Annotated in this window: 28 protein-coding genes and 2 pseudogenes; 20 read left to right on the plus strand and 10 right to left on the minus strand. The window is 37.8% G+C overall.

Translation table 11 applies throughout. The annotated features are described in order from the left end of the window. Positions 1–76: 76 nt before the first annotated feature. The 3 genes and pseudogenes from WG932_RS03590 to WG932_RS03600 form a co-directional block, all read left to right on the plus strand. A pseudogene (locus WG932_RS03590) lies at positions 77–925 on the plus strand (aldose epimerase family protein); the annotation flags it as partial. 83 nt (positions 926–1,008) lie between these two features. After that, positions 1,009–1,131, plus strand: a complete 123-nt coding sequence (locus WG932_RS03595; RefSeq protein ID WP_483088569.1) for an aldose epimerase family protein — start codon at positions 1,009–1,011, stop codon at positions 1,129–1,131. Then, positions 1,124–2,164 carry an SMP-30/gluconolactonase/LRE family protein gene (locus WG932_RS03600; RefSeq protein ID WP_244874462.1) on the plus strand — a complete coding sequence of 347 codons (1,041 nt, stop codon included), beginning with the start codon at positions 1,124–1,126 and terminating at the stop codon, positions 2,162–2,164. Before WG932_RS03595 ends, WG932_RS03600 begins: the two co-directional genes overlap by 8 nt. Positions 2,165–2,245: 81 nt before the next feature. On the opposite strand, the gene WG932_RS03605 is transcribed toward WG932_RS03600, so the two are convergent. From WG932_RS03605 to WG932_RS03615, 3 genes are read right to left on the minus strand one after another with little or no spacing between them, the layout of a single operon-like run. Then, a complete protein-coding gene (locus WG932_RS03605; protein WP_483086985.1) occupies positions 2,246–3,064 on the minus strand; it encodes an NAD(P)/FAD-dependent oxidoreductase in 819 nt (272 codons plus the stop codon). Beyond that, positions 3,061–3,342, minus strand: a complete 282-nt coding sequence (locus tag WG932_RS03610; RefSeq protein WP_483086986.1) for an FAD-dependent oxidoreductase — start codon at positions 3,340–3,342, stop codon at positions 3,061–3,063. Before WG932_RS03610 ends, WG932_RS03605 begins: the two co-directional genes overlap by 4 nt. An 8-nt stretch (positions 3,343–3,350) precedes the next feature. Further along, positions 3,351–3,569, minus strand: a complete 219-nt coding sequence (locus WG932_RS03615; RefSeq protein WP_483086987.1) for a hypothetical protein — start codon at positions 3,567–3,569, stop codon at positions 3,351–3,353. 579 nt (positions 3,570–4,148) lie between these two features. On the opposite strand from WG932_RS03615, the gene WG932_RS03620 reads away from it, so the two are divergent. The 15 genes and pseudogenes from WG932_RS03620 to WG932_RS03690 all read left to right on the plus strand — a co-directional run bounded on the left by WG932_RS03620 (position 4,149) and on the right by WG932_RS03690 (position 18,496). Continuing rightward, positions 4,149–4,847 carry an orotidine 5'-phosphate decarboxylase / HUMPS family protein gene (locus WG932_RS03620; RefSeq protein WP_014022033.1) on the plus strand — a complete coding sequence of 233 codons (699 nt, stop codon included), beginning with the start codon at positions 4,149–4,151 and terminating at the stop codon, positions 4,845–4,847. Positions 4,848–4,869: 22 nt separating this feature from the next. Then, positions 4,870–5,895, plus strand: a complete 1,026-nt coding sequence (locus tag WG932_RS03625) for a zinc-binding dehydrogenase (RefSeq protein ID WP_014022034.1) — start codon at positions 4,870–4,872, stop codon at positions 5,893–5,895. A gap of 2 nt (positions 5,896–5,897) precedes the next feature. Continuing rightward, a complete protein-coding gene (locus WG932_RS03630) occupies positions 5,898–6,689 on the plus strand; it encodes an SDR family NAD(P)-dependent oxidoreductase (protein ID WP_149392252.1) in 792 nt (263 codons plus the stop codon). 22 nt (positions 6,690–6,711) lie between these two features. Continuing rightward, positions 6,712–7,599 carry a sugar phosphate isomerase/epimerase family protein gene (locus WG932_RS03635; RefSeq protein ID WP_483086988.1) on the plus strand — a complete coding sequence of 296 codons (888 nt, stop codon included), beginning with the start codon at positions 6,712–6,714 and terminating at the stop codon, positions 7,597–7,599. Between the two features lie 51 nt (positions 7,600–7,650). Further along, complete coding sequence (locus WG932_RS03640) at positions 7,651–8,523, plus strand: SMP-30/gluconolactonase/LRE family protein (protein ID WP_483086989.1); 873 nt, start codon at positions 7,651–7,653, stop codon at positions 8,521–8,523. Positions 8,524–9,297: 774 nt separating this feature from the next. Then, entirely contained in the window at positions 9,298–10,599 is a 1,302-nt protein-coding gene (locus tag WG932_RS03645; protein ID WP_483086990.1) for a Gfo/Idh/MocA family protein, read from the plus strand. A gap of 26 nt (positions 10,600–10,625) precedes the next feature. Further along, positions 10,626–11,387 (plus strand): 3-keto-disaccharide hydrolase, encoded by a 762-nt coding sequence (locus WG932_RS03650; RefSeq protein ID WP_483086991.1) that lies wholly within the window; start codon positions 10,626–10,628, stop codon positions 11,385–11,387. Positions 11,388–11,411: 24 nt separating this feature from the next. Next, entirely contained in the window at positions 11,412–12,293 is an 882-nt protein-coding gene (locus tag WG932_RS03655) for a phytanoyl-CoA dioxygenase family protein (protein WP_014022040.1), read from the plus strand. Between the two features lie 50 nt (positions 12,294–12,343). Then, positions 12,344–14,233, plus strand: coding sequence for a PVC-type heme-binding CxxCH protein (locus WG932_RS03660; RefSeq protein WP_483086992.1), 1,890 nt, complete (start codon positions 12,344–12,346; stop codon positions 14,231–14,233). Between the two features lie 16 nt (positions 14,234–14,249). Beyond that, positions 14,250–14,615, plus strand: coding sequence for a hypothetical protein (locus WG932_RS03665; RefSeq protein WP_483086993.1), 366 nt, complete (start codon positions 14,250–14,252; stop codon positions 14,613–14,615). Beyond that, positions 14,597–15,421, plus strand: coding sequence for a c-type cytochrome (locus WG932_RS03670; protein ID WP_483086994.1), 825 nt, complete (start codon positions 14,597–14,599; stop codon positions 15,419–15,421). Before WG932_RS03665 ends, WG932_RS03670 begins: the two co-directional genes overlap by 19 nt. Before the next feature lie 34 nt (positions 15,422–15,455). Beyond that, complete coding sequence (locus tag WG932_RS03675) at positions 15,456–16,283, plus strand: 3-keto-disaccharide hydrolase (protein ID WP_149392247.1); 828 nt, start codon at positions 15,456–15,458, stop codon at positions 16,281–16,283. 117 nt (positions 16,284–16,400) lie between these two features. Further along, positions 16,401–17,431: pseudogene (locus tag WG932_RS03680) on the plus strand (Gfo/Idh/MocA family protein). A 64-nt stretch (positions 17,432–17,495) separates the two neighbouring features. Next, entirely contained in the window at positions 17,496–17,963 is a 468-nt protein-coding gene (locus WG932_RS03685) for a 3-hydroxyacyl-CoA dehydrogenase family protein (protein WP_483086995.1), read from the plus strand. Next, positions 17,933–18,496, plus strand: coding sequence for a 3-hydroxyacyl-CoA dehydrogenase family protein (locus WG932_RS03690; protein WP_483086996.1), 564 nt, complete (start codon positions 17,933–17,935; stop codon positions 18,494–18,496). Before WG932_RS03685 ends, WG932_RS03690 begins: the two co-directional genes overlap by 31 nt. A gap of 15 nt (positions 18,497–18,511) precedes the next feature. On the opposite strand, the gene WG932_RS03695 is transcribed toward WG932_RS03690, so the two are convergent. Continuing rightward, the gene (locus WG932_RS03695) at positions 18,512–19,099 is read right to left on the minus strand and encodes a MiaE family protein (RefSeq protein ID WP_014022045.1); all 588 of its coding nucleotides are present in this window, start codon (positions 19,097–19,099) and stop codon (positions 18,512–18,514) included. Positions 19,100–19,206: 107 nt separating this feature from the next. Here WG932_RS03695 and WG932_RS03700 point away from each other — a divergent pair, with 107 nt between their 5' ends. Further along, positions 19,207–19,911, plus strand: a complete 705-nt coding sequence (locus WG932_RS03700; RefSeq protein ID WP_483086997.1) for a glycosyltransferase family 2 protein — start codon at positions 19,207–19,209, stop codon at positions 19,909–19,911. Then, the gene (locus tag WG932_RS03705) at positions 19,889–20,485 is read left to right on the plus strand and encodes a hypothetical protein (protein ID WP_483086998.1); all 597 of its coding nucleotides are present in this window, start codon (positions 19,889–19,891) and stop codon (positions 20,483–20,485) included. The genes WG932_RS03700 and WG932_RS03705 overlap by 23 nt, the downstream gene beginning before the upstream one ends. On the opposite strand, the gene WG932_RS03710 is transcribed toward WG932_RS03705, so the two are convergent. From WG932_RS03710 to WG932_RS03735, 6 genes are all read right to left on the minus strand, one after another. Continuing rightward, the gene (locus tag WG932_RS03710) at positions 20,452–22,119 is read right to left on the minus strand and encodes a hypothetical protein (RefSeq protein ID WP_483086999.1); all 1,668 of its coding nucleotides are present in this window, start codon (positions 22,117–22,119) and stop codon (positions 20,452–20,454) included. The genes WG932_RS03705 and WG932_RS03710 overlap by 34 nt on opposite strands. A 9-nt stretch (positions 22,120–22,128) precedes the next feature. Next, entirely contained in the window at positions 22,129–22,422 is a 294-nt protein-coding gene (locus tag WG932_RS03715; protein ID WP_483087000.1) for a hypothetical protein, read from the minus strand. 8 nt (positions 22,423–22,430) lie between these two features. Further along, a complete protein-coding gene (locus WG932_RS03720) occupies positions 22,431–23,366 on the minus strand; it encodes a hypothetical protein (RefSeq protein WP_483087001.1) in 936 nt (311 codons plus the stop codon). Positions 23,367–23,443: 77 nt separating this feature from the next. Then, positions 23,444–24,097 (minus strand): hypothetical protein, encoded by a 654-nt coding sequence (locus WG932_RS03725; RefSeq protein ID WP_483087002.1) that lies wholly within the window; start codon positions 24,095–24,097, stop codon positions 23,444–23,446. 377 nt (positions 24,098–24,474) lie between these two features. Then, entirely contained in the window at positions 24,475–26,400 is a 1,926-nt protein-coding gene (locus WG932_RS03730; RefSeq protein WP_483087003.1) for a DUF4954 family protein, read from the minus strand. Further along, the gene (locus tag WG932_RS03735) at positions 26,382–26,684 is read right to left on the minus strand and encodes a DUF4954 family protein (RefSeq protein ID WP_483087004.1); all 303 of its coding nucleotides are present in this window, start codon (positions 26,682–26,684) and stop codon (positions 26,382–26,384) included. The genes WG932_RS03730 and WG932_RS03735 overlap by 19 nt, the downstream gene beginning before the upstream one ends. Between the last annotated feature and the right edge of the window lie 10 nt (positions 26,685–26,694).

Below are 26,694 nucleotides of genomic sequence, written 5' to 3' on the forward strand. Positions count from 1 at the left end.
AATTACCTCATGTGGACCTAACAATAAAGAGAAAGCGGTAAACGAACAACAAACAGAACCGAAATATTTAACAGCAATGGAAGATTCAGCATTTGAAAAAACAATTGAAGGTAAGGAAGTGAAATTGTATCACCTCAGCAATAAGAATGGAATGGAAATGACCGTAACCAATTTTGGCGCAAGGGTAGTAGAATTGTTTGCTCCGGATAAGGACGGGAATTTTGAAGATGTGGTTTTGGGTTATGATAATCTTGAAGAGTATAGCAATAATCCCGGAGGCTATTATGGAGCCCCAATTGGTAGGTATGGCAATCGAATAGCCAATGCACAATTTTCATTAGATGGTAAGACTTATTCTCTAGAGGCCAATAATGGTCCCAATAATCTTCATGGAGCTCCGGAGGGTTATCATAAAGTGGTTTGGGAAGTACTTGAAGCTACCAGTCAAAAGTTGGAAATGAAATATGTTTCACCAGATGGAGAAGCAGGGTTTCCAGGAGAGTTAACTGTTTTTATGAATTATTATTTGACAGATAATAATGAATTTAGAATTACCTATAAAGCCAATACTGATAAGACTACCATTGTCAATTTAACTCATCACTCTTTTTTTAATCTAAATGGACATGGTGAAGGAAGCGTGAGAAACCATATGCTTCAGTTAAATGCAGATAATTTTACTCCTGTAGATGATAATTTAATACCCTTGGGTGAAATTAGATCTGTTGAAAGTACACCATTTGATTTTAGAGAACCTCACCTTGTAGGGGAACGCATAGATGCAGACAATGAGCAGTTGAAAAAAGGAGGAGGGTATGACCATAACTGGGTAGTAAACCGTGAAGAAGGTAACAAAGAAACGATTAAAATCGCTTCTGTATGGGTCCCTGAAAATGGTCGGAAAATGGAAGTATTTACCGATCAACCCGGGGTACAGGTGTATACCGGCAATTTTATGACAGGGGAGGCCCATCAAAAGCCGGAAAAAATTATCAAAAGCAAGGAGCCATTTGTTTGGAAACTCAGCATTATCCCGATTCTCCAAATCAGCCTTCCTTTCCTTCAGTGACACTTAAGCCGGAAGAAACTTATTCACATGAATGTATATATAAATTTTCTGTGATTGATTGATGATCCTATGCAAGCTTCTCCTATTTTTATATTGATGTTGCTTTTAACAGCCATGTTATATTCCTGTGGTGGTACCACTAAACCTGTAGAGCAAAAGCAAACATTTTTGCCCATTACGATAATTGCAGAGGGGGATGGGCTCCATTCGATTATTGAGGAGGGAACCCAAGCTGAAATATTGGGTAGTGGTTTTGCATGGACTGAAGGGCCGTTATGGATTGAAGAAGAGGAAATGTTATTGTTTTCGGAAATCCCTGCCAATAAGGTGCACTTTTGGAAAGAAGGAAGCTCTCCTAAAGTTTATTTGCAACCTGCAGGTTTGACTTCCAATGAAAACAGAGGTGGGGAAGTCGGGTCCAATGGTTTACTCTTGGACCCCTATGGAAAATTGGTTTTGTGTCAGCATGGAGACAGGAGAATGGCTAGAATGACCGCTGAATTGAATGCTCCGGAACCGGTCTATGAAACGATTGTTGGAGAATATGAAGGGAAACCTTTAAATAGTCCCAACGATGCTGTTTACGATACCCAAGGCAATTTATATTTTACAGATCCTCCTTACGGTTTGGAATATAGAATGGACGACCCAAAAAAGGCAATTGACTTTCAAGGCGTTTACAAGTTGAATAAGGATGGGGAATTGCAATTGCTATTGGATAGCATTACCAGACCTAACGGAATTGCTTTATTTCCAGATGAAAAACAACTTATTATAGCTAATTCAGATCCGGAAAACCCCATTTGGTACCATTATTCTTTAGATGGAGCTAATGGTTTGACAGCAGGAAGGGTTTTCTATGATGCAAGTGAGGTAGCAAGCAATGAAGCCGGTTTACCGGATGGGTTGAAAATCAAAAATGATGGAACTGTCATTGCGACGGGACCCGGCGGAATATGGTTTTTTGGGCCTAGTGGATCATTATTAGGCAGGCTTAAGCTTTCAGAGCGGGTGTCCAATGTTGCATTAAATAAAAAGGAAAACCTATTATTTGCTACTGCCGACAGTTATGTGCTCAGGATTCCATTAAAATAGCTAATTGAGCTAAATATTATAACGTGTACCTATGCTATCAGATGAATTTTAGCAGAGGTACACGTTTTTTTATTTTATTTTTCAGGTCATCAGGGAAAGCTTTTTTCCCATAAAAATATCGGTTAAGATCTCACATCCTTTTTGTCCGTATTTGCTTAGAAGCATATTCCTAATGGCAGGTTGGGCATAGCAGATAAATGCTATAAATGTAGAACTATTTAATTCAGATAATATCCGTTGATCAAGTAATTGCCTGTAGGCATTAGCGGCGGCCTTTTCATTTTCGAAATTGTTAACAATGGCCTTGGAAGCAAGTTCTCCAGATAATATAGCGTTTGAAATTCCTTCTGCAGTTAAAGGGTCTGCAAAACCTGCTGCATCACCGGAAAGAAAAATTCTATCTTTTGAAAAAACATCCTTTCTTTGGCCGACAGGTATTTGAAATCCATGCACCTCAGATTCTAAAATCTCTTTTATTTCTAATTTTTTTAAATAGTTCTTATAATATTTTTTAAGATCAATTCTTTGTTTTTTTAAAGTACAAACACCTAAAGAAAGGTGCCCATTTTTAGGAAAACACCAAGCATAGCCATCAGGGACTGCATCTACGTCAAAGCGGACATTTTTAGACAATCTAATAAAATCATTTTCAGGCACTTTTACTTCAAACTCTAATGCAGGAATAAGCTTTCGGCTCTCCTTCCATCCGCCAAATTTAGCTGTTTGGCTAAGGGCACCATCAGCGCCAATTAAGTACTTGCATTTGATATCCCCACCTGAAGTTTTTATAAGCAAGCCATTTTCACTCTTTACCAAGCCTTCCATAGTGGTTTGCTCTATGATATGTGCTCCTTGCTCTAATGCTTTATTTACCAGAAATTGGTCAAATGAATCTCTCATGACCATTGAAATGATTGGTTCATTTCTTTTTGCGGTAAAAAAATGAGGGCTTTTTCAAAAAACACTTCCAGTTCATAAAATTCCTTTTCAACCACCTCCTCAATAGAAAAGGGTAGGTTAATTCGGCCTCTATAAACCAAACCTCCTCCACAAGTTTTATACCTAGGGAGTTTTTCTTTCTCAATGATTACTACCTTTTTTCCTTTTTTTGCAGCATGATAGGCGGCCATGGCACCTGACGGACCCGATCCAATAATGGCAATGTCAAACTCTTTCATCAGTAATTTTATAAATCATCAGGTTCTCTCTCAGGGATATCAGGACCGAATAAAATCAAATTTCCTTTTCTAGGATTAAATTCGTAGGTCAGCTCAATTTTATCAAGATCTGCCTCATTTATGTTTAAGCAGGCATTATAAAAACTTTTATTGAAGCTCACGAGGAAAGACCCTGTGGATTGTTCAGAAGGGATTATTGGATCCACCAATTGAATGTTTTCAGCCAAGGCTCCATCTAATTTTGTATATAGACTTAAAAAAATCTCAAGTTCATTTTTTTCTCATCGAAAACATAAGAAAGTGCAGTATTTATATCCTTTGCATTTTTTATAGTTTCACTTTTGAAGACCCACTTTTCTTGCATTATGAAGATGAATTTATTGTAAGAAATGTAATTGTAAAACCTTTAAATTAAAGAATAGCCCATTCATGATAAAATGAGGTAATTCTATTGAAAATATCCGTTCTGATCAAAATTAAATAATTAAATTGAAACTGAATAAAAAAATCTTAATCGCTATTAAATAACAAACTGAAAATTGCGCTACTTTAAATTGCATTTCACAAAAAATCTTAATATTTCAGTGTGAAAATCTTTTAAAGCACGACAGGAAAGCTTAGTAATTTTGATTGGTACAAATTTAAAGGCCTATCATTTTTTTTGGTTAGCCTACTAGGGTTAAATATAGCCTGCTATCCTTTACTGATCGGGAAAGATGCGAACTTCAATTTTTATTTTTAAAGATGATTTTTCTTTCAATAAACCGTAACAAACAATTCATTTCTCATAAAATAACCTTTAATAAATGAAACCAATTGTTCAAATTAGTTTAGACCTAACCAACATTGATGAAGCTTTAGAAACGGCTGCTCTAGCCATGCGTGCGGGAGTAGATTGGTTGGAAGCAGGAACCCCGTTAATATTGGCGGAAGGTCTTCATGGCGTCAGAAAACTTAGGGAAGCCTTTCCTAATACGCCTATTGTAGCAGATTTAAAAACCATGGATGGTGGATACCTTGAAGCTGAAATGATGGCCAAGGCAGGTGCTACCCATGTGGTGGTTATGGCTAGAGCCCATGAAGAAACCATCAAATGTGTGGTGCAAGCAGGGAAAGACCATGGTGCAAAAGTCATGGGGGATAATTTAGGTTGTCCGGATATGGTGGCCGGAGCAAAATTCCTCGAAGATCATGGATGTGATTATATTGTCCATCACATTGGTTATGATGAAAGAAGGGGAATTGCTGCACAAGGCAAAAGAATGCCTAGTCCCCTAGACCAATTGGAAGAAATTGTAGCAGCTGTTAGTGTACCCGTTCAGGCGGTTGGTGGTTTAAGTTTAGAACAAGCCATTTCTACGCCTAAATATGGAGCACCACTTGTTGTGCTCGGAGCTCCTTTAACTATTGATGCAGATGCTTTTAAGACTGCTGATGGGGACCTGGAAGCTTCATTAAGAAAAATATGCGATGCCATCCATGCCTATGGAGATGTAAAAATATAATCAGAATTAAAAATATTAAATAATGAAAGCAGCAGCTGTAGTAAATTATGCGGAAGCCAAAGGTTCCGTTGAAATAAGAGAAATTGAACAACCTGAAATAGGAGAGGGAGAAGTATTGTTAGAAGTGGCCAATGTTGGAGTCTGTGGCAGTGATCTGCATCAATGGACTTCAGACCACAGTTGGCCGGTAAATTATCCGGTGGTATTAGGCCATGAATTTGGAGGGAAAATTATAGAAGTAGGGCCTAGAGTAGAAGGTTGGAATGTTGGAGATAGGGTGGTAAGTGAAACTGCAGCCGTAATAGATCCATTAAATCCCATGAGTAGAATTGGGCTTTACAATTTAGACCCTACTCGAAAAGGTTTTGGATATGGAGTAAACGGTGCCATGACGAAGTATGTAAAAGTGCCGGCACGTTGTTTACATAATGTTCCTGACCAAGTGCCTTTTGAGGAAGCATGCCTGACTGAACCTTGTTGTGTGGCCTATAGCGCAGTAGTTGTCAATTCAAATATCAAGCCGGGAGACAGGGTTTTGGTAATTGGTCCGGGAACAATTGGGATGTTGTGTGCAGTTATGGCTAAAATTAATGGTGCAGAAGTAGCAGTGGTAGGTTTAGAAGCTGATAGAGGTAGGTTAGAAATTGCCAAAAGCTACGGATGTGAAGCCATTATAGGTGATGCTACAGAATGGGCCAGAGAAAGGGATGGATTGGGTGCAGATTTAATAATAGATGCAGCTGGTGCCAGTATTACCCTTAAAATCGCAATGAATTTAGTGAGGCCAAACGGACAAATTACCAAAGTTGGCTGGGGACCACAGCCTTGTAATTTTTCTTTGGATCCTATCGTACAGAAAAATGTAAGATTACAAGGAAGTTTTAGTCATAATTGGCCCATTTGGGAAAAAGTTATTGGCATGATGGGTTCAGGTACTTTGGATGTGAAGCCAATTATCGGTGGTGTATGGCCTGTTACCTCTTGGTTAGAAGCTTTTGAGAAAATGCACCATGGTGAGGTGGTTAAAAGTGTGTTGAAACCCGTTTAATCATGCGCTTAAAAGATAAAGTAATTATCGTTACCGGCAGCACTACCGGTATAGGAAAGGCCATTGCATTAAAATGTGCCAAGGAAGGAGCCAAATTGGTTATCCATGGTTTGGAAGAAGAATGGGGACAGCAGGTTGTAGCATCCATTGGAGCGGACAAAGCAATACTTCATATTGAAGATTTGCAAAAAGAAGGATGTGCTGAAAGATTGGTCGATTTGGCAGTAAATACATTTGGTAAATTAGATGCTTTGGTAAATAATGCCGCATGGGTAGTTTCTTCTGATTTTCAATCAGTGAATAGGCCGTTTTTGGAAAAGGTATTGTCAATCAACACCATCGCCCCCTTGCTTCTAATCAAGGCAGCTTTAAAGCAGATGGAACTTAATAGAGGAAACGTATTGAACATAGGTTCAGTAAATGCTTGGAGTGGAGAGCCAAATTTGCTTGCCTACAGTATATCAAAAGGTGGATTGATGACCATGACCAGAAATCTTGGAGACAGTCTCTTTCGTGATCATGGTGTCAGGGTAAACCAAATAAACCCTGGTTGGGTTTTGACTGAAACTGAAAAACAAAGGAAAAAGGAACATGGGCTTTCGGACAAGTGGTTTGAAGACTTACCAAAAATGTATGCGCCCGCCGGAAGGATCATAGCTCCTGAAGAAATCGCTGCAGCAGCTATCTTCTGGTTATCAGATGAGTCCGGTCCTGTTAGCGGACAAGTAATGGAATTAGAGCAGTATCCTTTAATCGGGAGAAATGCACCCAAAGACACAAGTACAATAAATTAAAATAACTATTGAAATTTAAAATATGCCTAAATTAGCAGCATTCCCCAAAGCCTTTATGCAGGCACTCTGCAAAGATGGAACAATGAAACTTGAAGAGTGGATACAATTGGCTTCTACTTTGGAAGTAGAGGGGCTGGAGTGGTACGCAGGTTTTCTGGATATGGAAGACGAATCCAAGTGGCCTACCTATAGAAAAATGGTGGAGGATACAGGTAAAGTTATTCCCATGATGTGTTGTTCACCGGACTTTACGCATCCCGACAAATCTTTCCGTGACAAAGAAATTGCAAAGCAAAAACACTGGATAGACATGACCCACATTTTAGGAGGGTCTTATTGTAGGGTATTGTCCGGACAAAAAAGGCCTGAATTGACTTTAGATGAAGGTGTAAAATTGGCTGCAGATTCAATTATGGCTTGTATTCCCTATGCACAAGAAAGGGGAATTACCCTGATTCTTGAAAATCACTATAAGGATGATTTTTGGGAATACCCTGAATTTGCTCAGCAAATGGACGTTTTTTGTAAATTGGTGGATAGCATAGATCGTCCGAATTTTGGTGTAAATTATGATCCTAGTAATACCTTTCTAGCAGGAGAAGACCCTATCGAATTATTGAAAAGGGTTTCTAAAAGAGTGGTTACCATGCATGCAAGTGACCGCTATTTAAAAACTGGAACCATTGATGATTTAAGAAAGGAAGAAGGTGGAGCTGTAGGATATGCCAAGAGGTTGAGTCATGGTGAAATCGGGAAAGGATTGAATGATTATGATGCCATTTTTACTGAATTAAAAAGTGTCGGGTTTGATAGTTGGATCAGTATTGAAGATGGTGTAGACGGCATGGATCAATTGGAAAGAAGCGTAGCTTTCTTACAAAAGAAAATAGCTGTTTACTGGCCTAAATAATTCATTAAATAATCCGTGCAATTTGATTGCACGGATTAAAATATTTTAGATTTGGAAGCGAAATTATTATTAAATGCTCAATGTGTTTTGGCTGAGAGCCCAACTTGGTTGGATGATCCCGGTTGTTACCTTTGGGTGGATATAGAAAAAGGCCATTTATACCAGCTAATACCTGAAGAGCCTGGTGTTAAAAAATGGTCTTTTCCTCATAGGATTAGCCTAGTAGTCCCTGATGGCAAAGGTAACTTTATCTTGGCATTGGATGCAAAATTGGCTGTTTTTGATCCCAAAACAGAGAAGTTTGACTGGCTATGTATCATTGAAAGTGACCAGCCTGATAATCGTTGTAACGATGGAGCTTGTGACAGTGAGGGAAGGCTTTGGGTTGGCACCATGAGTACAAAATTTACAGAGAAGGCCGGTGCCTTGTATTGTGTTGAAAAAGACCTAACAGTAAATAAAAAAGTGGAGGGTGTCACTATTTCTAATGGAATTTGCTGGTCCTTGGATCACAAAACCATGTATTTCATTGACAGTCCTACAAGAGAAATAAAGGCCTTTGCTTATGAGCCAAGTACAGGGGTAATTGAATTTAAAAGAGTAGTTGTAAAAGTTCCTGAAGAACTTGGTACACCTGACGGTATGTGCATGGACGAGAATGGAAAGCTTTGGGTGGCACATTATGGTGGATTTGGTGTGTATCAATGGGATCCGGAAACCGGAGAACAACTAGATAAAATTGAGGTTCCTGCCCCTCATGTCACTTCTTGTGCATTTGGTGGAAAAAATCGAAAAGAATTATTGATTACCACAGCTCAGGAAAATATGAGTTCTCAAATGTTGGAAAAGTATCCGTTAAGTGGAGGTGTTTTTACCTGCAATATGCCGGTAGCTGGTGCCAAAGTTTTTGGTGTACAATTTTAATTCCACAAAGAGAGAGATAAAAAAAATGATCAAGAGAACTTTTCTCTTGATCATTTTTTTCCGTCTTATTTTTAACTTTTATTAATTAATAGGATTCGTAATGTATATTTCTAACTTTCACTGTGAAAATTGAAATTGTAATAAAATTTGGTTATTCAGAGATGTTAACCCAGCGCCGCTAGGTGAACCTGCCTGCCTACAGGCGAGATGAAGACCGGATGCCTAGTGGTTGATTAAAAAGCGATCTTTTATATGTTAGAGGAGTTTTGATGTCTAGGAATTCTTTAGAGTCATATTAATGTAAAATCGTTAAATGTAAATTTCACACGAATATATCTAATATAAACTATTGCATAGAAATAATGAAGCCTCGCTTTTGCCAACCCTGGAGTGCTAACTGGAATTATTTTTCAGGGCTTAATAAAATGTATTTTTAGCGCTAGGAGTTTCTTATTACAATGGGTGAATTTTAGCATTCGTTGGTAAGGTACCTAAGGTAAAAGGAGTGTTTAGCAGATTCTATCCTTATTTTTTATGTTGATATGGAATGATTTGGGAAGGTTGTAAAGCTTTTGGTTTATTGGTAAAGTGCAAGCCTATTATCAATTGGTATAAATATATTATTTTTTACCCAAACCAAACAAGTACAAATATTTATTTATCAAATGCCATACCTTTTGATATAAAAATTGTTTGAAGTTGATGAGACATATTGTATTTTACGCAATATTCATTATTCTATAGGACCGGTTGGTCTCAAAACAGTTACAAACTATGGAGCAAAATAATAAGAATCGACGATCATTTTTAAAATCTACAGGTACTGCAATAGTTGCCGGAACAGTATTACCATTTGGATTCAATATCAGAGAGGGATTTGCCGGCCAAAAGGCAAAGCTTAAGGTAGGTCTTATTGGATGTGGAGGAAGAGGAACTGGAGCAGCTGCACAGGCTTTAAAAGCGGATAAAGATGCTGAGCTTACTGCCATGGGAGATATTTTTTCGGATTATTTAGAGGAATCTTACCAGTCTCTTAAAAAGATTAATCCTGAACAAGTAAAAGTGGATGAAGCGCATAAATTTATAGGTTTTGATGCCATCCAACAAGTTATTGACTCGGGCGTGGATGTAGTTATTTTAACCACACCTCCTGCTTTTAGGCCATCTCATTTTAAAGCTGCCGTAGAAGCGGGGAAACATGTTTTTTTATGTGAAAAACCGGTGGCAGTTGATGCACCGGGTGTAAGAAGTGTATTAGAGTCAGCAAGAATGGCCAAGGAAAAGGGCTTATCAGTGGTGTCAGGTTTCACCTTCAGGTATGATTTTCCTAAAAGGGCTATTTTTGAAAGAATTAAAGGAGGTGAAATTGGAGAGATAACGGATGTATTTACTGCAAGAAATGGTGGTGGACTTTGGTATAAAGAACGCCAAGACAGTTGGACTGAAATGGAGTATCAACTCAGAAATTGGTATTATTATGACTGGTTATCCGGAGATTATATTGTAGAGATGATGGTCCATAGTTTGGACTTAATGTCTTGGGCATTTGGCGACCGATTACCAATTCAAGTAACAGCAACTGGAGGGAGACAAGCCAGAACGGAAGAAAAGTGGGGGAATATTTATGACCATTTTGCAGTAGAATACGAATATGAAAACAACCTTAAGGGGGTGCATTTCAGCAGACAGCAAAAAGGATGCTCAAATACAAATAAAGTCAATATCACAGGAACAGAAGGCTTTGCTACAATTGATGTGGGGAAAAGGGTTCATGCAACAATGGGCAGTGAACGTTGGGATTATGATGGGCCATCTAACAATCCTTATGAAACCCAGCATGAAGAGTTATTTGCTTCCATAAGGTCAGGAGAAGCGATGAATGAAGGTGAATTGATGGCCAATAGCACCATGCTAGCCATCATAGGTAGAATGGCAGGGTACAGTGGCCAAACCATTACTTGGGAAGAGGCAATGAAGAGTGAAGTGAAGCTTGGACCTGCAGCAGCTGATTACAGATGGGATCTGGTAGTTGATGTACCACAAGTTGCCATTCCCGGAATCACCAAAGCGGTCTAAAACTTCACCCTATTAAAAATTAACTAATGAGGACTATTTATAAGATTTTTGCTATTCTATTCTTTATGAGTTTCTTCTTGGAGTCTTCAGTGGCGCAAGAAAAGCTATTTAAATTTGGTGTCCAACAAGACCTTAGCGCCTTGGTTCAGGGTAAAAAAGACAAGGGCAAAGCTATCAATTGGATTGATGTAAATACAGGGAAGGATACTTGGCGTTTTGAGGGAGATGAATTGATTTGTGAGGGTTTACCTATAGGGGTAATTCGTTCTGAAAACCAATACGAAAATTTCATCATGTATGTGGAATGGAAACACATGTCTGATGGAGGCAATTCCGGAACATTTGTATGGTCCGATGCCACTCCCGGTCCCAATGATCTTCCCAATGGAGTGGAAGTGCAAATGCTCGAATTAGATTGGGTAAATCAACATAAAAATGAAAAAGGTGAATTACCCCCAATTGCATATGTACATGGTGAGTTGTTTGGGGTAGGTGGGGTAGAAACCGTGCCGGACACTCCTAGAGGTACCCGTAGTAAATCTATTGAAAACAGGTGTTTAGGAAAAGGGCTTTGGAATACCTATGTGGTGGTTTGTATAGATGGAGTGATCAAACTTTCAGTGAATGGTAAATTTGTGAACGGTATCAGCAAGTCCAGTCAAAAAAAGGGGTATATCTGTCTTGAGTCTGAAGGAGCGCCTATTCATTTTAGAAATTTGACTGTAACTGAATTACCACCGGGAGTGACCTCAGCAGAGCAGATCGCTCCTTTATTGCCAAACCCATAAACAAATAATTAAATTTTATTACCAATGATAAGTGATTTATCAAAAGTTCATGCATTGATATCAGATCTTTTTGAATGGCCAAAAAATGAAAAAGATTGGGATCAGTATAGATTAACAGGAGAACAAATTGCCTTTTTCCATGAAAATGGCTATCTGCCTAATATTAAATTGTTAGCGCATTGGCAAGTAGCGCGACTAAACGAAGAATTAGAAAGTATTACAGATCCCAATCAACCGGGAATGGATTTGTTTTACGAATTTGTTTCAAATGAATCAGCTAATCCTGATACTGTTTTATTCCATTCATTGGGACATTGGAGGGTTAAAGAAGGGTTTCATGATATTTTATGGAATCCTGCCTTTGTCATGGCTGCCAGCCAACTGTTGGGAAATAATTCTGTACGATTTTGGCATGATCAATTGTTTTGTAAGCCGGCCAAGCATGGAGGTGTGGTGGCTTGGCATCAGGATTACTCCTATTGGACAAGATCTGTTCCTATGCAACATTTGACTTGTTGGGTTGGATTGGATGACGTAGATATAGACAATGGTTGTCTTTACTATGTTCCTAAAAGTCATAATTGGGGTTTATTAGATAAACCTGAATTGGCTGGAGATATGGAAGGTTTAATGGAATACCTCACCGAAGAGCAGAAAAAAGAATTTAAACCTGTACCAATCGAAATGGAAAGAGGCTATGGTACTTTTCATCATCCTTTGATGGTACATGGCTCCTATGAGAACAAGTCAGAAAGATCTAGAAGGGCCTTTGTACTTAATGTATTTGCCGATGGAACCAAGTCAAATACGGATCAAGAGCTATTAAAAGGAGTGCCTGTGTTTTCTCCGGGCGAAAAATTGGAAGGTCAATTTTTCCCTATGCTTATCGATAGAAATAAGCATTAACATTGACTCCTTGATTCATGCAAAAAATCACTTTTAAGAATAAAATTTGGATGGGGTTGATTGCCTTCGCAGCAACCTTAGTCTTTTTGTCAATTTTGGATATTTGGGAGGGGGCTAGCCGGCAACTTCCCGGTATTCAAGTACCTGAAGGTTTCGAGATTGAAGAGGCAATTTTGCCCGGACTAGTTCAATATCCCATGTTTGGGGTATTTGATGACCGAGGTAGGTTGTTTGTGATGGAATCAAGTGGACATACAGAGGGTACAGAAGAAATTTTAAAAGAACCGAATTTTCAAATTTTGTTATTAACAGATACTAATCTGGATGGTATTTTTGATCATAAAACCGTTTACGTTGACAATTTGCCATTTCCTATGGGAGGGGCCTTTGTAGATGGAAGTTTAATCGTCTCGGCTTCTCCTGATTTGATCAAGTTTACGGATAATGATGGGGATGGCATTGCTGAAGAAAAGGAGGTATTGCTTACAGGTTGGACATTAAATCATAATGCAGCAATATTGAGTGGGCCGTTTATGGGACCGGATGGTTGGTTATACATGGCTGATGCCAGAAGGGGTTTTGATATACAAAGCAAGGAGTTTGTAAATTTTAAGGGTAAAGGGGCACGTATTTGGCGCTGTTTGCCTAATGGGACTCAATTACAGAGCTTTGCCGGAGGCGGGTTTGATAACTCAATAGAGTTGGCCTTTACTCCATCTGGTGATGTTTTGGGAACGATGACTTATTTTACCGATCCCCAGGGTGGATATAGAGATGCACTTATGCATTGGGTGGAAGATGGAGTATACCCAAAACACAATGCCGTGATTGCTGAAGATAATTTGGTCCGTACCGGCAGTTTAATGCCAGTTATGCATAAAATGGCCAGGGTCTCTCCATCAGGAATAATGCGTTATGAAGGAGACATATGGGGGAATGATTATGAAGGCAATTTGTTTCATGCTGAATTCAACACCGGCAGAATTGTGAAAACTGTGCTTTCTGCTTCAGGTGCAAGCTACGAAGGGGATAGTGAACATTTTATGACCTCTAGTCTTTCTGATTTTCACCCAACTGATGTATTGCAAGAGCCCGATGGTAATCTTTTGGTAGTCAATACCGGTGGCTGGTTTATTTCTGGTTGTCCATTGAGTAGAACTGCCAAGCCTGAAGTACCTGGCGGAATATTTAGAATACGTAAAAAGAAAATTGATACTGAAAAAGACCCTTGGGGTAATAAAATTGCTTGGGAATCCTTATCTGTACCTGAATTGGTGGGACTTTTGGAAGATTCACGCTGGAAGGTTTCCGAAAAGGCCGGGGAGTACCTTTTGAAACAGCCGCTTGCTGCGATACCTTATTTGGTGAATGTATTAGCAACCCATCCTGATGAAGCCATTCGGACAAAGGCAGTTTTTCTATTATTTAGGACTCAAAACCCTAGGGCATGGAATCAACTCGTTCTGGGATTGAAAGATAAAAGTGATCAAGTTAAAATTGCAACAGCAAGAGTAGTGGGGATGGCTGAGGTGATTTCTGCCAAGAAGGAATTGATTCAATTGTTAGACAAACAGCCTAATCCTGCTTTGGCAAGACAAGTGGCAGTAGCTCTAGGTCAAATTGGGGATCCTGAGGCAACTACTCCGTTATTGAAATTAATGAAGACAAATGGAGCAGATAGGTTTATTTCTCATGCGGTAATTTTTGCTTTGATTCAAATGGAGAACGAAGATTTGCTTTTAGAGGAGTTAAAGAATGGTAATTTTAATAAAGCAGCCTTGATCGCTCTGGATCAAAAGCAAAGTCCATTGTTAAAGGAAAACTTGGTTCAAAACTATTTGAGTAATTCAGATAGCACAGTTCGGGGAACGGCACTTTGGGTGTTGGAGAATCATTCCGACTGGGAAGTTGCCTTTACCAATTACTTGAAATTTTTTTAAGGAGGGAAGTGGTCGGATGAGTGAATTAGAAGCGATACTCCCCACTTTTATTGATGAACAGGCAGTTCAAAATTATTTAGCTAGTGTTTTGGATAGGACAACCATAACTGAAGAAGAAAAATTAAAGGTTTTGCAATCGTTGGAGAAAAGCCCGCCGAAAGAACTTTTGCCCGCCCTCGAAGGTAGTTTATTCCAATTATTAAATAGTTCACAAAAAGTTACCCAAAAAGCGGTGATTAATTTGGCCGTACAATTAAAAGAGAAAACATTTATTCCCGCCTTTAATAAAATATTGACTGAAACCAAAAAAGACGCCTCTTTAAAATTGGCTGTTTATAACGGTCTAGTAAGTCTAGAAGGTCTTTGTCTACAAATGATTTAAAATGGGTTGCTGAGCAATTACTAGTGGAAGGAAGGCAAGCACTGCATGGCGAAGCAATAAATATTTTAAGAAATTTAGATTTAAATATTCAGGATTTATCCTGGCTTTTGCAGGAAATTTTACCTAAATCTGCCAATGGTGATGTGTCTTATTTACTTGAATTATTTGATGATGTTGAAGATGTTAATATTTTAGTAAAATTAGAAGAAAAATTATTGGAACGTCAAGAAGTTTGGGCTAATTTATCCATTCATCAGTTGGAACTTATTTTCGGAAAAAGTAAAGCCGGCAAGACCTTGATAGATAGTCTTGAAGCGAGACAAGAAGAGAGGATAACGGAATTGGAAGAACTGGCTGAAGGCTTGGTGAGAGGAGATGTAGACCGGGGTAGGGCTATATTTTATGGAGTTGGGGCTTGTAGTACTTGTCATGCTGTATCAGGAAAAGGAGAGACTTTCGGTCCGGACCTTACCAACATTGGCGAGATTCGTTCTAAGCATGATATTTTGGAGGCCATGCTTTTCCCAGGAGTTAGTTTTGCTCGTGAATACGAAACTGTAACCATTCAAACAGAGGGGCAGAAATATATAGGGATTATAAAGGGTTTTGAGAATGGAAGGTATGAGTTGGCCGTTGGTCCCGGCAGTTTAGTAACTGTAGATGAAAAAGATATTATTTCATTGGAGGAGGCCAACCAATCTTTGATGCCTGCAGGCTTGATAGGCAATTTGAGTAATCAAGAAATCAGTGATTTAATGCATTATCTTCAATCCCTTCCGGATGGGATCTATACGAGAAATAACTAGTTAAATTATTATTAACCAATGTAAAAATGCAATTATGCTTAGAAAGCCTAGTATTTGTTTAGTATTGTTTTTTGCCTTCAATTTGGTGCGTTTTTCCGCATTTGCCCAAAGTTATCCAATAGACCTACCTGATAGCTGGGAAAAGGGTGAAGCAATAGCCCTATTTGATGGAGATGATTTGAATCACTGGTATACTTTTATTAAAGACAGAGGAAGGGATGAAGATCCTAAGAAAGTATTTCAGGTGGAAGATGGTATCTTGACCATTAGTGGTGAAGAATGGGGTTGTATTACAACCATAAATCCTTATGACAATTACATCTTAAAAACATCTTTTCGTTGGGAAGGAGAAACTTATGGTGACCGAAAAACCAAAGCCAGAGATAGCGGCTTTTTAATTCATTCAAAAGGTAAAGATGGGGGATACAGTGGAATTTGGATGCATGGAATAGAAGTGCAAATCATTGAAGGCGGTACTGGTGATTTTTTAGTAGTTGGAGATGGTACAGAAACATTTGGCTTAAGTGCACCGGTGGCAAAAGAATTACAGGGAAGTTCACACCTTTATGAGCCGGGTGGGGATTTAAAACGAATCAATAAAGGTAGAATCAATTGGTATGGAAGGTCACCAAAGTGGTCAGATACCATAGGTTTTAGAGGCAAAAAAGAAGTGGAAAAGAAAATGGGTAAGTGGAATGATTTAGAAATTCAGACTTGGGAAGGAAATATTGCTGTATTTTTAAATGGTAAACTTGTCAACTTTGCCACCAATGTAAAACCTGAGTTTGGAAGGATACAGGTTCAATCAGAAGGGGCAACCATAGCCTTTAAAGAAATAACCCTTTACCCGCTGATCAAATAAACCTTTAGGATTATTTTTATCAATTGCATGTATTCAATAAGTTTAATCTTTAATTATAAAAAAATATAAACCATGAGCCAAGAATCAGTTAAAGTATTAGTAGTTGGATGTGGAAATATGGGAGCCTCGCATGCCCTTGCTTACCATCAATTGGATGGATATGAAATTGTAGGACTTGTATCCGGAGGTAAAACCAAGGAGGTATTGAATGAGAAACTAGGTGGGGGATATGCCTTGTATGATGATTTTTATAAAGCAATGGAGGCAACCAAACCTGATGCTGTAAGTATATCTACCTATCCTGATACGCATGAGACTTTTGCCATTAAAGCTATTGAAAGTGGTTGTGATGTGTTTGTTGAAAAGCCTTTGGCTGACACCGTTGAAGGAGCCAGAAGAGTAGTGAATGCAGCTACGAAACACAATAAAAAGCTGGTAGTTGGTTATATCTTGAGACATCATCCCTCATGGGAGAATTTTATCTCAGTAAGTCAAAAATTAGGGAAGCCTTTGGTAATGCGAATGAACCTTAACCAGCAAAGTGAGGATAAAATGTGGACTTTGCATAGGAATCTAATGAAAAGCCTTAGCCCAATTGTAGATTGTGGGGTTCATTATATTGATGTAATGTGTCAGATGACCCGTTCTAAGCCAGTGCAAGTGTATGCAATCGGGGCCAGATTGACTGAAGAAATTCCTGAAGGGAATTATAACTACGGAAATCTTCAAATCAGGTTTGAAGATGGTTCTGTTGGTTGGTATGAGGCAGGATGGGGACCGATGGTCAGTGAAACTGCCTTTTTCATTAAAGATGTTTTTGGACCAAAAGGTTCTGTGTCCATTGTCGCTAAAGAAGCGGGTGGATCTGGTAAATCAGATAGTATTGAGGCCCATACAAAAACCGAATCACTTTTATACCACAGATCTGAGTTGGATGCCAACGAGAAATTTGCCCATGAAGACGAATGGATTGATTTGACTGATGAGCCGGATCACAATGGCTTATGTAAACGAGAACAAGAGTATTTTTGAAAGCGATTAAAGAAGATATTGATTTAACGGATCACATGGAGGATGCAGTCAATAGTTTAAGGATAGCTTTTGCTTGTGATGAATCTGTCAGAACAGGAAAAGTTGTACATTTATAAAATTGTTTCATTGAATTTTGGCCGGCTACGATATAGCCGGCCAATTATCCCTTAAAATATTTATATGTCGAGTGAATTTGACCCTAATGAATTTCCAGTTGGAATCATTGGTTTAGGAATGATGGGGAGCAGCATTGCTGTTTGTATGCTAATTGCCGGACATCCGGTCACAGGTGTAGAGCTGATAGAAGAAGCGCTTGAAGGAGCTAAAACAAGAATTGATAACCACTTTAAATTGGCTCAGGAAAAAGGACTTTTAAATGGTTCTCCTGAGGACTACCTGAAAAAGCTAACTATTTCTTCGGACCTTTCTACCTTGAAGGATTGCCGCTTGGTATTAGAGTCCATCAAGGAGGATATTCAAATAAAGAAGGAGGTTTTCGAAAAAGTAGATGCCATTGTGGCCAAGGACGCTTTTATTACTAGCAATACATCGGCAATTCCAATAAGTGAATTACAGGTTTTTGTGAGTAATCCGGAACGATTTTTGGGTTACACTGGATGGAACCTGCATTTACTACCCGGTTTTTAGAAGTGATATGTGGGGATAAAAGCGATCTAAAAAAAGCTCAGTTTCTATATGATTTGGGTGAATTGTGGCAAAAAGAAACCGTATTGTTGAAAAAAGACATACCGGGGTTTATTGCCAATAGGCTAATGTATGCCATGTACCGTGAAGCCATGCATCTGGTGGATGAAGATTATGCCTCAGTAGAAGATGTGGATCGGGCATGTAGAAATGTAGCCGGATATTTTATTCCGATGATGGGGGTCTTTCGTTGGATGGATTTTACAGGAATTGCCTCTTATCATAAAGTAATGAAAGATCTTTTTCCTACCCTAAACAATGCAGATGCTCCAGGTAAGCTTATGAACAAAATTGTTGATGGTGGTGGAAGAGGCATTTTCAATGGGAAAGGGTTCTATGAATACACTGAAGAAGAAAAAGAGATCTGGCAAAAATTATACAACGACTTTTCTTTTGAAATTAGGGACCTTACCTTAAAATATCCTGCAGATATTGTACAGCAAAAGCTGAAGGAAAAACATGAGGAAGATCAATAAAATTATGCTTAACTTTTAATGTAAGGCTGGTTTAATGGGGAGGTTTTTGACAACCTCTCCTTCAAATTCCATCATTTCATGCAATCTTTTGTAAACTGTTTCTTCTTCAAAATATTGCAAAGCCAATTCTACAAAAATATTACCATGTTTGGCTTCTGAAGTCCACAGGGTCTTGTAAAACTTCTTTAAAGCAGGGTCTTCATGTGCCTCAGAGACCATTTTAAACCTTTCACAGCCCCTGCATTCTACAATAGAACCCATTAATAACCTGGACAAGAATCGACTTTCATTGGTTCCTCCATGGGTTAACGGCATTAATTGCTTGATATACAGGTCTTCTTTCATTTCTTTATTCAAAGGAACACCTCTACTTTGCATCAGTTCAAATACCTCCTGAAAATGCTCTAATTCTTCAATGGCAGTTTCGATCATTTCCGGAATTATTTTTTCCCTATCAGGATATTTCGCAATTAGCGAAGTGGCCATTGCCGAGGCTTTTCTTTCACAATCTGCATGGTCTTGAAGGAAAGTATCGAAATCTTGCATTACTGCATTCAGCCACTCCTGAGAGGATGGAACTTTAAGGTCAATGGCGTATTTCATGTGGAAATTATTTACAATAATTTTTAGGCTTAAAGAAGTAAATGTACTATTTCTTTTTCAATTTTGAGCAGGTTTTCTATGGCTTTTCTATTTAAATAATTACGAAAATGACTCAAGATATAGCTACTATTTCAGCTAATTATATAAAAAGATTCAATGTAAATCAACCTTACTTTAGAGATTTGCCCTCGGAAGATCTTTCACTTATAATTGTGATTCCCTCCTACAAGGAACCGAATATTTCATTCACTTTAGCTTCTTTGTGCCAATGCATTGCCCCCCAAGGAAAAGTGGAACTCCTAGTGGTGGTCAATTCTCCTGAAAATTCGCTGCAGGAGGTAGTGGAAGTTAATAGAAATACCTTCAAGCAATTGAACACTTGGAAAAATCAATTGGCCGAAAATAAAATCAGGCTTAAAATTATAGCAGAGGAAAAGCTTCCTAAAAAGTTTGCAGGTGCAGGTTTGGCAAGAAAGATTGGGATGGATGAAGCTTTACAAAGGTGGACTTTGGCAAAAAAGGATGGACCAATTATATGTTTAGATGCTGATTGTACTGTTTCTAAAGATTATTTGATTGTAGCCGAAAAGGCTTTCTCAGACCCATTGACCCAACTTGCCCATTATCAGTTCAAACACTTATTCTTAAAGGAAAAAGATGAAAATCTTAAGAATGGTATTGTTCAATATGAACTTCACTTGAGATATCATATTCAAGGTTTAAAGTGGGCCGGATATCCAAATGCCAAGCACACGGTTGGTTCTTGCATGGTGGTTAGAGCTTCTGCTTATGCAAAGTCCGGGGGGGAATAGGAGAAAGGCAGGGGAGGATTTTTATTTCATGCATAAGCTTCTTCCGATTAGTCAGTTTACGTACCTCCCGGCCATGGTTTATCCTTCTTGTAGATCCTCTGATAGGGTGCCATTTGGTACAGGAAGAGCTCAATTGGAGTTTTTGGATGCTAGAGCTCAAATTAGAAACACTTATCATCCCGAAACCTATGCTTTATTGAAGCAATTCTTTAATCTTGTTCCAAACTTATATCATTCAGCAGAAGGCTTAAAGGAATTGCCTGAACCCATACAAAATTTCCTACGTGAGCAAGGTTTTGAAAATAGACTTACAGACTTAAAATGCCAATCAAAATCTGCCAAAATCTTTGCCAAAAACTTTTGGCAATGGATGGACGGTTTTATGGTACTCAAAATGACGCATTATTTAAGAGATACTTACTTTTCTGAAGTGCCTTTAGACTTGGCCTGCAACTCGCTATTAAAGAAATTGGAAGAAAATCAAACTACTTTACCATTGATTGAATTACTGAAAAAATACCAACAGCTTGATTTAAGAGGTTATTCTTTGGAGCTAACCACAAAAGATATTTGATGTCCTTTTTCTAATTTTATTTCTATGCCATCCATCAATTCCTTTCCTTGGTAAGTTTGACTAGATTCTCCTTTTGAGAAATTGACCAAGTATTTTTGATCTTTGTTTACTGTAAACCACTCAGGAAGTTGATTGATCCTTGGGTAATCCAAAGGTAAATTGAAAATACTTTGATGCCTCTGATGATCAAACTTGATTTTTCCTTCCCAATTTTCGTCACTCACCAAGCTTACTAAAATACCATTTTCCAAAGGGATTGCCCCTAGATATAATTCTTTTTTCCACGGAAAAGCCGTCACCCCTTGGCTTTTCCACAATGAATACATGATACTAGTTCTAGCAAAATTCCCATCTCCGTGCCAACCTTCAATTATTCCTGTATTTCTATAAGCTTCTGTAGCTTTTCTATGGGCGGAATCCTGTAATGACCACATTTGCTGAATTTGGCTGTCAATCCACTCTTTAGTCTCGGGTAATGCTTCTCTATTGTAAAGATTTAAAGCACTTTCGATGGCATCAGCATATCCGTCTGCACTTCCATCTTCCCAATCATATTGGCTATAATTGTGAAGGTTTTTCAAAGCTTTGATTACCGCTTTTTGATACGGTTCATACTTGTCTTGCAGAAATACGCTATAGTAAGCGTTGTAGGTATAACCCCAGGTATCTGCTAACTTATCATCTAAAATTTTACCGGTTACTGGATTAATTTGATTGTAAAATAGGCCATCTTCGTTTATGCCAACCTCCAGAATTCTGTCCAACATTCGGTAAATATGAGGCTTGTAGGCAGCGGCTTTTTCCGCATCACTATTTGCCACTGCAACATAGAGTTCGCATAAACCTGAAACGATTTCACATCCATGATCCCTTAACCGTAGTACTTCAATATCATCTGTAGGATGCTGATCCCCTAATAAATAGTAATCCCCTAAGCGTTTTGCCCAATTTAAGTATTTATCATCCGCTGTCATCCAATATACACGTGAAAGTGCCTGAAGTAATTCACCGTTTACTTCTACATTTAAAGAAGGTATGTTGCCAAAGGCTGTTTCATAAATGGCATTTTTCCATATGTCATCTATTAATGCAATCATTCTTTCTGACCACGGAGTATGTCCTATGTACTCTGTTAAAGGTAAAAGACCGTCTTTGATGTATTCTGAGGAGCCAAAAATAATTTCATCCTTGTCAATCTCTTCTTTATCAAAACCCTTTTTAGTAAAGGAATAGGTGTCCGGAAGCCTATCAAGTCTAGAAGTTAGCTCTATTTCGGTTTGAAGGATTTTTGCCATTTTTCCATTATATAAGGCAGGGTCTAAGATTGCAGAAGTAAGCACCATGAAAGGATAATTGTCTGCAGCCGCATCTTTGGCATTCCAAATATCAATGCTTTCTTTAAGATTTCTAGGGATCAATCCACTTTCCTGATCAGCTTGGGCTAACCATGCCTTGACAAATAATAAGCTTCTTCGAAAGCCTTCATGCGCCAAATAACCATTTTCGATGGCTAACTTTTCCTTGGCATTATCGACATTAGTTAAAGGTTCATTACATGAACCAATAAGAAAAATTAAACCAATAGAGAAAAAACATAGATTTCGCTGGCTTTGGGTTTTTAAGTGGTGGTGCATTATTCTTATCTATTTTTCTAGAATTATTCCTTCTTGGTAGATGGCTTTTATAAGTTGGTGAGGCCATGATTTACTCAGGTAATAATAACCTGAACTTTCATTTTGCAGGCTCTCTACAAAAAGATTATTATTCAATCCTTCAAACTTAACATATATTTTAAATGCTTGTTGATTATCAACCATTATTTCTTCTTCTACGTTTATTGACGCTTGGATAACTTCAGGAATTATCAATTTTCGATTTACTGACTTGTTATTTACGGAAAGAATTTGACTTTGGACAGAAAGGTCAAAAAATCCCAAATTTACTTTCAGGCCCAAGTCGAGGGGAGAGAACGCAATGCACCATGAAACTGTAATATATCAAATAATCCCGGGTTTCCTGGAAGATAATAAGTTTGCTCACCTTGTGTCGCATTTTTGGCAATTAAGGTTATGCTGTCACCATAATGAATTTGAATTTTTGTTTCACCATGTTTATATATTCTCTTTTTTGGAAAATGATTGTTCTCATCTAACCACAACAAGTAGGATGAAATTTTATTATTGTCTGTAGCCATACTATCGAAAGCAGAGGTAGGTGAATTTAATGTCGCTTCTTCTTCTTTTCGAAATTCAGAAACAGTTGTTACTAAAAAATCTTCAAAATTATCCTCCTTAGATGCTTTAGTAGCCAATTTGTTCTTAGAAAAAAGCGCCAATATGGACTCCTTCAATTTCAAGGTATCCTGGTCAATATCAAAGGATTGAAAAATATTACTAAAACCACTATTCATGGCTTTAACTTGTTCTATAGAGAGGGAAGAAGTTTTTGTTATTCTACCATATTTAGGATCTATGTCATTGATTACTATGTAATTGTGGTTGTTGGTGTCTGTATTATTTTTATTAATTCTATATTTCCAGATTGGAAAAGAATTTAATTTTATACTTAATTCTTCTTCCCAATTGTTTGGTGTGATAAGGTCATTATCGTTTTTTATATACCTATAAAAAATGTTGGGCTTAAACTCATGATCAGTAGAGGTAGTAACTGGAACAAGAACAGGTGAGGGTTTTGGGTCCAAGGCAATGGACTTGCTGATTAATTCAGCCCTTAAGAGCAATTCATTATCATCTAAAGAATCAATAGTGTAGGGAAAAGGGTCAAAAAATGATTTAAAATCTAAATTTTTAGGTGCTATTTCATATTTAAATATTTTTAATGAATCCTTTGGTTCACCTTCAATATGATAGGCAGAATACAATGGGTATTTTTCATTTCCTTCATTGACTAAGAATTTCCCTGATTGTCCTACATAGTTTGGGATAGAAAATTCAAATCCTAGGTTTCCATTGGGTGATGAAGCAAGGCCGGAACCACGTAGGATTTCATTATTTTTTTGAAACTTACTTCCCCTGAAATAACTTCTAGCTCTCCCGAAGGTCCAAATATTTTTCCTTGTAAATTATTTATTTTTGGCCTGGGTATGATTTGTTCTTTGATGTTTAGGTACAAATGGATATTTACCCCATCGATTGCTGTAAAGGAAATCCGACCTTGTAGGGTAACTTTATTTCCTTGAACATCATAAATAAAATCATCTGATGAAGTGGCGGAGCTGAAATGACTGGTTTTCAAATTAGGTAGACATGGGGTAGGGTGAAAGTTTGCCCTATCTATTCCTCCCTGCCAAGTGTCAGAGGAATTTAAACCTTTTTTTAAAACCAATTCATTCCATTGAATGATAGGGATTTTTTGAGTGGTCAATAAGTCAGGCAAAAGGCAATAAATCCGTTCTTTTCCTTCTGGGAAGACCATGATTTCGGGTAACGCTATCTCCTGAGTGCCTGTTGGTGATATGATTTCCAAATAACTTAGGTTGGTAGCAGAAGGACCTAGTGTTAAATCAGGGCAAGGTTCAGCATAAATTGGATAGGTAAATATTAACCATGAAATTGCCATAAAACTCACCCTAAAAAGCGCTTTACCTATCATAATTTCAATGGTTTTAGACCAAATATTTAATGATATATAATTTAAGAAAATTATTGGGTAAATAAAAAATCCTTATGTTTTCAATGCATAAGGATTTTAAACTGAAATATGCAATCAACCTTCTATTAGGTGCTGAAATCGCTTCAAAATCAGCCACTCTGTTGTTGTTTTCAATTTCTCCATAGCGGTGCTATGCTAAAATTTCCATACAGCCTAAATTTTTGTGATTGCATCCCTCCTTACAAAATCTATTGTATAATCCGGGTTTAATTTAAGAGGAAAAATACTTAGCATTTTTTTAAAGCAGAAGCTAATAAACCCTAAGCCTACTACGTTTAAATTTCCATGTTTTATGGGGAACATAATCAGATTAAGAACTATTTTAAGGCAATTAGGAATTGATCTATTTGTTCCATAAACTTTTTACTTTCTATCTTTTCTGATTGAATAAAGCTATTGTCTTCCAATGAACCCAATACCTGGTCTCTTTCTTTTTCATCAGCATATACCATGTTCCTAAATGGATTGTCATAATCTTTTTTTCTGCTGATGTATATGCTATCGGACATCCATTGTCGAAAAGTTTTCGCCTTTGTCAACATTTGGATCAAATGTGCACTGGTGAATTCAGAAGTGGGAATGACTTCTGATGCAAAAAATATAGCGAAAGCATGTTTGGTTTTTTCTTGTTCATATTCATTTCCTAGATTTTTATAACACAAATGCAATTCCTTCCAAGAGTTGATTTTTTTATTCTTTATATCTGTAATCATTTGATCCATACTTGATTTTGGTACCAGTTGACCACCTAGATTAACCCATACTTCCGGTTGGGAAAGGTCAGATGTCAAATTTTTTATCAAGCCACCATCACGTAAATCTGTTTCAGCATAGTATTTTGTTAAGCAGTAAACCGGGTAATAATTAATGACTTGTTTGAAACGCAAGTAAGCATCTGTCAATTTGATTACTCGTATTTTTCTCTTGCTGTTTTCCCAGCCTGAAGCAAAATATGTTAATTCTTGCAGGATAGGGTCATCAGAATCTAGCAGTTCCTTTCCTTTTTCTTTTATGGATTGAATGGACACTTTATCCTCGGTAGGAAACTTTTGATAATAAGCTTTCCCACAAATTTCTTCCAAGATAGCAAGGGATTTAAGTACTTCCATCATACTGTCTGGAGCTAGAAAATCAAATTCTAATCTTTGAAACTTTTCTATCCTTTTGTCTCTAGCTTCATATTTCCATGCATTCCTAGACAATGCATATAGGTTGTATTGAAACCAATAGGCAGGCATAACTACTAACTCATCATTGGTAACATCATTGCTCAACAAAGAAAAAGGAATGGGTATATCCAATTCTGCAGGGTAGTCTCCTTTTGCAACAATGGTAAATGTAGCTAAGCGGGAATTGTGTTTCAGGCTTACACACAAGCCCGGCCAGAAGCCCCTTCCAGCTATGATTTCACCATCTGCACCTCTGGAATTGTGGTTGGAGCCTACAGTGGCTCCGGCTGCCATATTGCTTTGACCTTGCACTAATGCTGCACACAAAAACGAATTGTTATGGTGCTGTTCATGGGAGGGGAAAATCAATGAATTTAAAACTTCACAACATGAAATGGTAGCATTTGAACCCAAATAACTATTGATTAATCGGGCACCATATTTAAGCTGCGTTTGTGCTGCCATCAAGAATCGTACAGCCTTTACCCCATAAAAAACAGTGCAACCTTCACTTACAATCCCATTGACAAGCTCACACCCTTCACCAATTTGGGTACTTGCATCCGGTGTTGAGTGTATACTTAAATTTTTGAGTTTATTTGCACCTTTTATATAGGCATCGGAACCAAACCAAACATCTTTAATAATTAAGGTGTTTTTAATGATACAACGATCACCTACTTTGCCATAGTAACCCCGCTTAACATCAAATTCATTTTGGGTAAATTCCAAAAGTCTTGACTGAAAAAGTGTATCTGTTCTGTTCCTTGACCAAAGCCATGCATCTCCCGGAAGCATTCCACTAAAAGGAGCTACCTTCCTTCCTCCGTTTTCATTACAGAGTTCTAACCATATTCTCACTTCTTCCTTTTCCCCTTCTTTCACAATGCCATTGCCAAATTTTGCGTGACTTGTAGTCGACATTTCATTGATATTTACCAATATGGCTTCATTACCTATGATATAATGAGAAAGGTAGCTAACATTGTCAATGATTACATTGTCTCCAATATCACAACTTATGATATGACTATTGTAAAGACCTACAGGCATTCTTAGATTATGGTATTCCAAGAAAAAGGTTCTAATTTCCCAATTCTTATCAAGCCAAAGAATTTGCAGTTTTTGACCAACTCCGGATTAAATGCGTCGGAAACCAAAATCTTATTCCAATCATCTGCTTGATTTTGATTACGAACTAATTGTTCGATTTCATTTGCATTGAGATTCCGAAAGAGGGTTTTGGTTCTATTTTGCTTATTCCGAAGGTAATATTCATCAGCCCCTTCAGGAAGGTATTTTGGCTCTATGAATTGGTAACCTAAAGCTGAAATAGGGTGGCGTGTTATTTTATTCATTATACGATTA

This window comes from Cyclobacterium sp. SOCE241 (assembly GCF_056867545.1).

Excerpts from the sequence above, each read along its gene's own strand:
- WG932_RS03695 (WP_014022045.1), bottom strand. The coding sequence starts at position 19,099 with ATGAAATACGCCATTGACCTTAAAGTTCCATCCTCTCAGGAGTGGCTG.
- WG932_RS03675 (WP_149392247.1), top strand. The coding sequence starts at position 15,456 with ATGCTTAGAAAGCCTAGTATTTGTTTAGTATTGTTTTTTGCCTTCAAT.
- WG932_RS03685 (WP_483086995.1), top strand. The coding sequence starts at position 17,496 with ATGTCGAGTGAATTTGACCCTAATGAATTTCCAGTTGGAATCATTGGT.
- WG932_RS03735 (WP_483087004.1), bottom strand. The coding sequence starts at position 26,684 with ATGAATAAAATAACACGCCACCCTATTTCAGCTTTAGGTTACCAATTC.
- WG932_RS03650 (WP_483086991.1), top strand. The coding sequence starts at position 10,626 with ATGAGGACTATTTATAAGATTTTTGCTATTCTATTCTTTATGAGTTTC.
- WG932_RS03610 (WP_483086986.1), bottom strand. The coding sequence starts at position 3,342 with ATGAAAGAGTTTGACATTGCCATTATTGGATCGGGTCCGTCAGGTGCC.
- WG932_RS03665 (WP_483086993.1), top strand. The coding sequence starts at position 14,250 with ATGAGTGAATTAGAAGCGATACTCCCCACTTTTATTGATGAACAGGCA.
- WG932_RS03605 (WP_483086985.1), bottom strand. The coding sequence starts at position 3,064 with ATGAGAGATTCATTTGACCAATTTCTGGTAAATAAAGCATTAGAGCAA.
- WG932_RS03660 (WP_483086992.1), top strand. The coding sequence starts at position 12,344 with ATGGGGTTGATTGCCTTCGCAGCAACCTTAGTCTTTTTGTCAATTTTG.
- WG932_RS03725 (WP_483087002.1), bottom strand. The coding sequence starts at position 24,097 with ATGATAGGTAAAGCGCTTTTTAGGGTGAGTTTTATGGCAATTTCATGG.
- WG932_RS03705 (WP_483086998.1), top strand. The coding sequence starts at position 19,889 with ATGCAAAGTCCGGGGGGGAATAGGAGAAAGGCAGGGGAGGATTTTTAT.
- WG932_RS03655 (WP_014022040.1), top strand. The coding sequence starts at position 11,412 with ATGATAAGTGATTTATCAAAAGTTCATGCATTGATATCAGATCTTTTT.
- WG932_RS03625 (WP_014022034.1), top strand. The coding sequence starts at position 4,870 with ATGAAAGCAGCAGCTGTAGTAAATTATGCGGAAGCCAAAGGTTCCGTT.
- WG932_RS03635 (WP_483086988.1), top strand. The coding sequence starts at position 6,712 with ATGCCTAAATTAGCAGCATTCCCCAAAGCCTTTATGCAGGCACTCTGC.
- WG932_RS03700 (WP_483086997.1), top strand. The coding sequence starts at position 19,207 with ATGACTCAAGATATAGCTACTATTTCAGCTAATTATATAAAAAGATTC.
- WG932_RS03645 (WP_483086990.1), top strand. The coding sequence starts at position 9,298 with ATGGAGCAAAATAATAAGAATCGACGATCATTTTTAAAATCTACAGGT.
- WG932_RS03710 (WP_483086999.1), bottom strand. The coding sequence starts at position 22,119 with ATGCACCACCACTTAAAAACCCAAAGCCAGCGAAATCTATGTTTTTTC.
- WG932_RS03620 (WP_014022033.1), top strand. The coding sequence starts at position 4,149 with ATGAAACCAATTGTTCAAATTAGTTTAGACCTAACCAACATTGATGAA.
- WG932_RS03690 (WP_483086996.1), top strand. The coding sequence starts at position 17,933 with ATGGAACCTGCATTTACTACCCGGTTTTTAGAAGTGATATGTGGGGAT.
- WG932_RS03630 (WP_149392252.1), top strand. The coding sequence starts at position 5,898 with ATGCGCTTAAAAGATAAAGTAATTATCGTTACCGGCAGCACTACCGGT.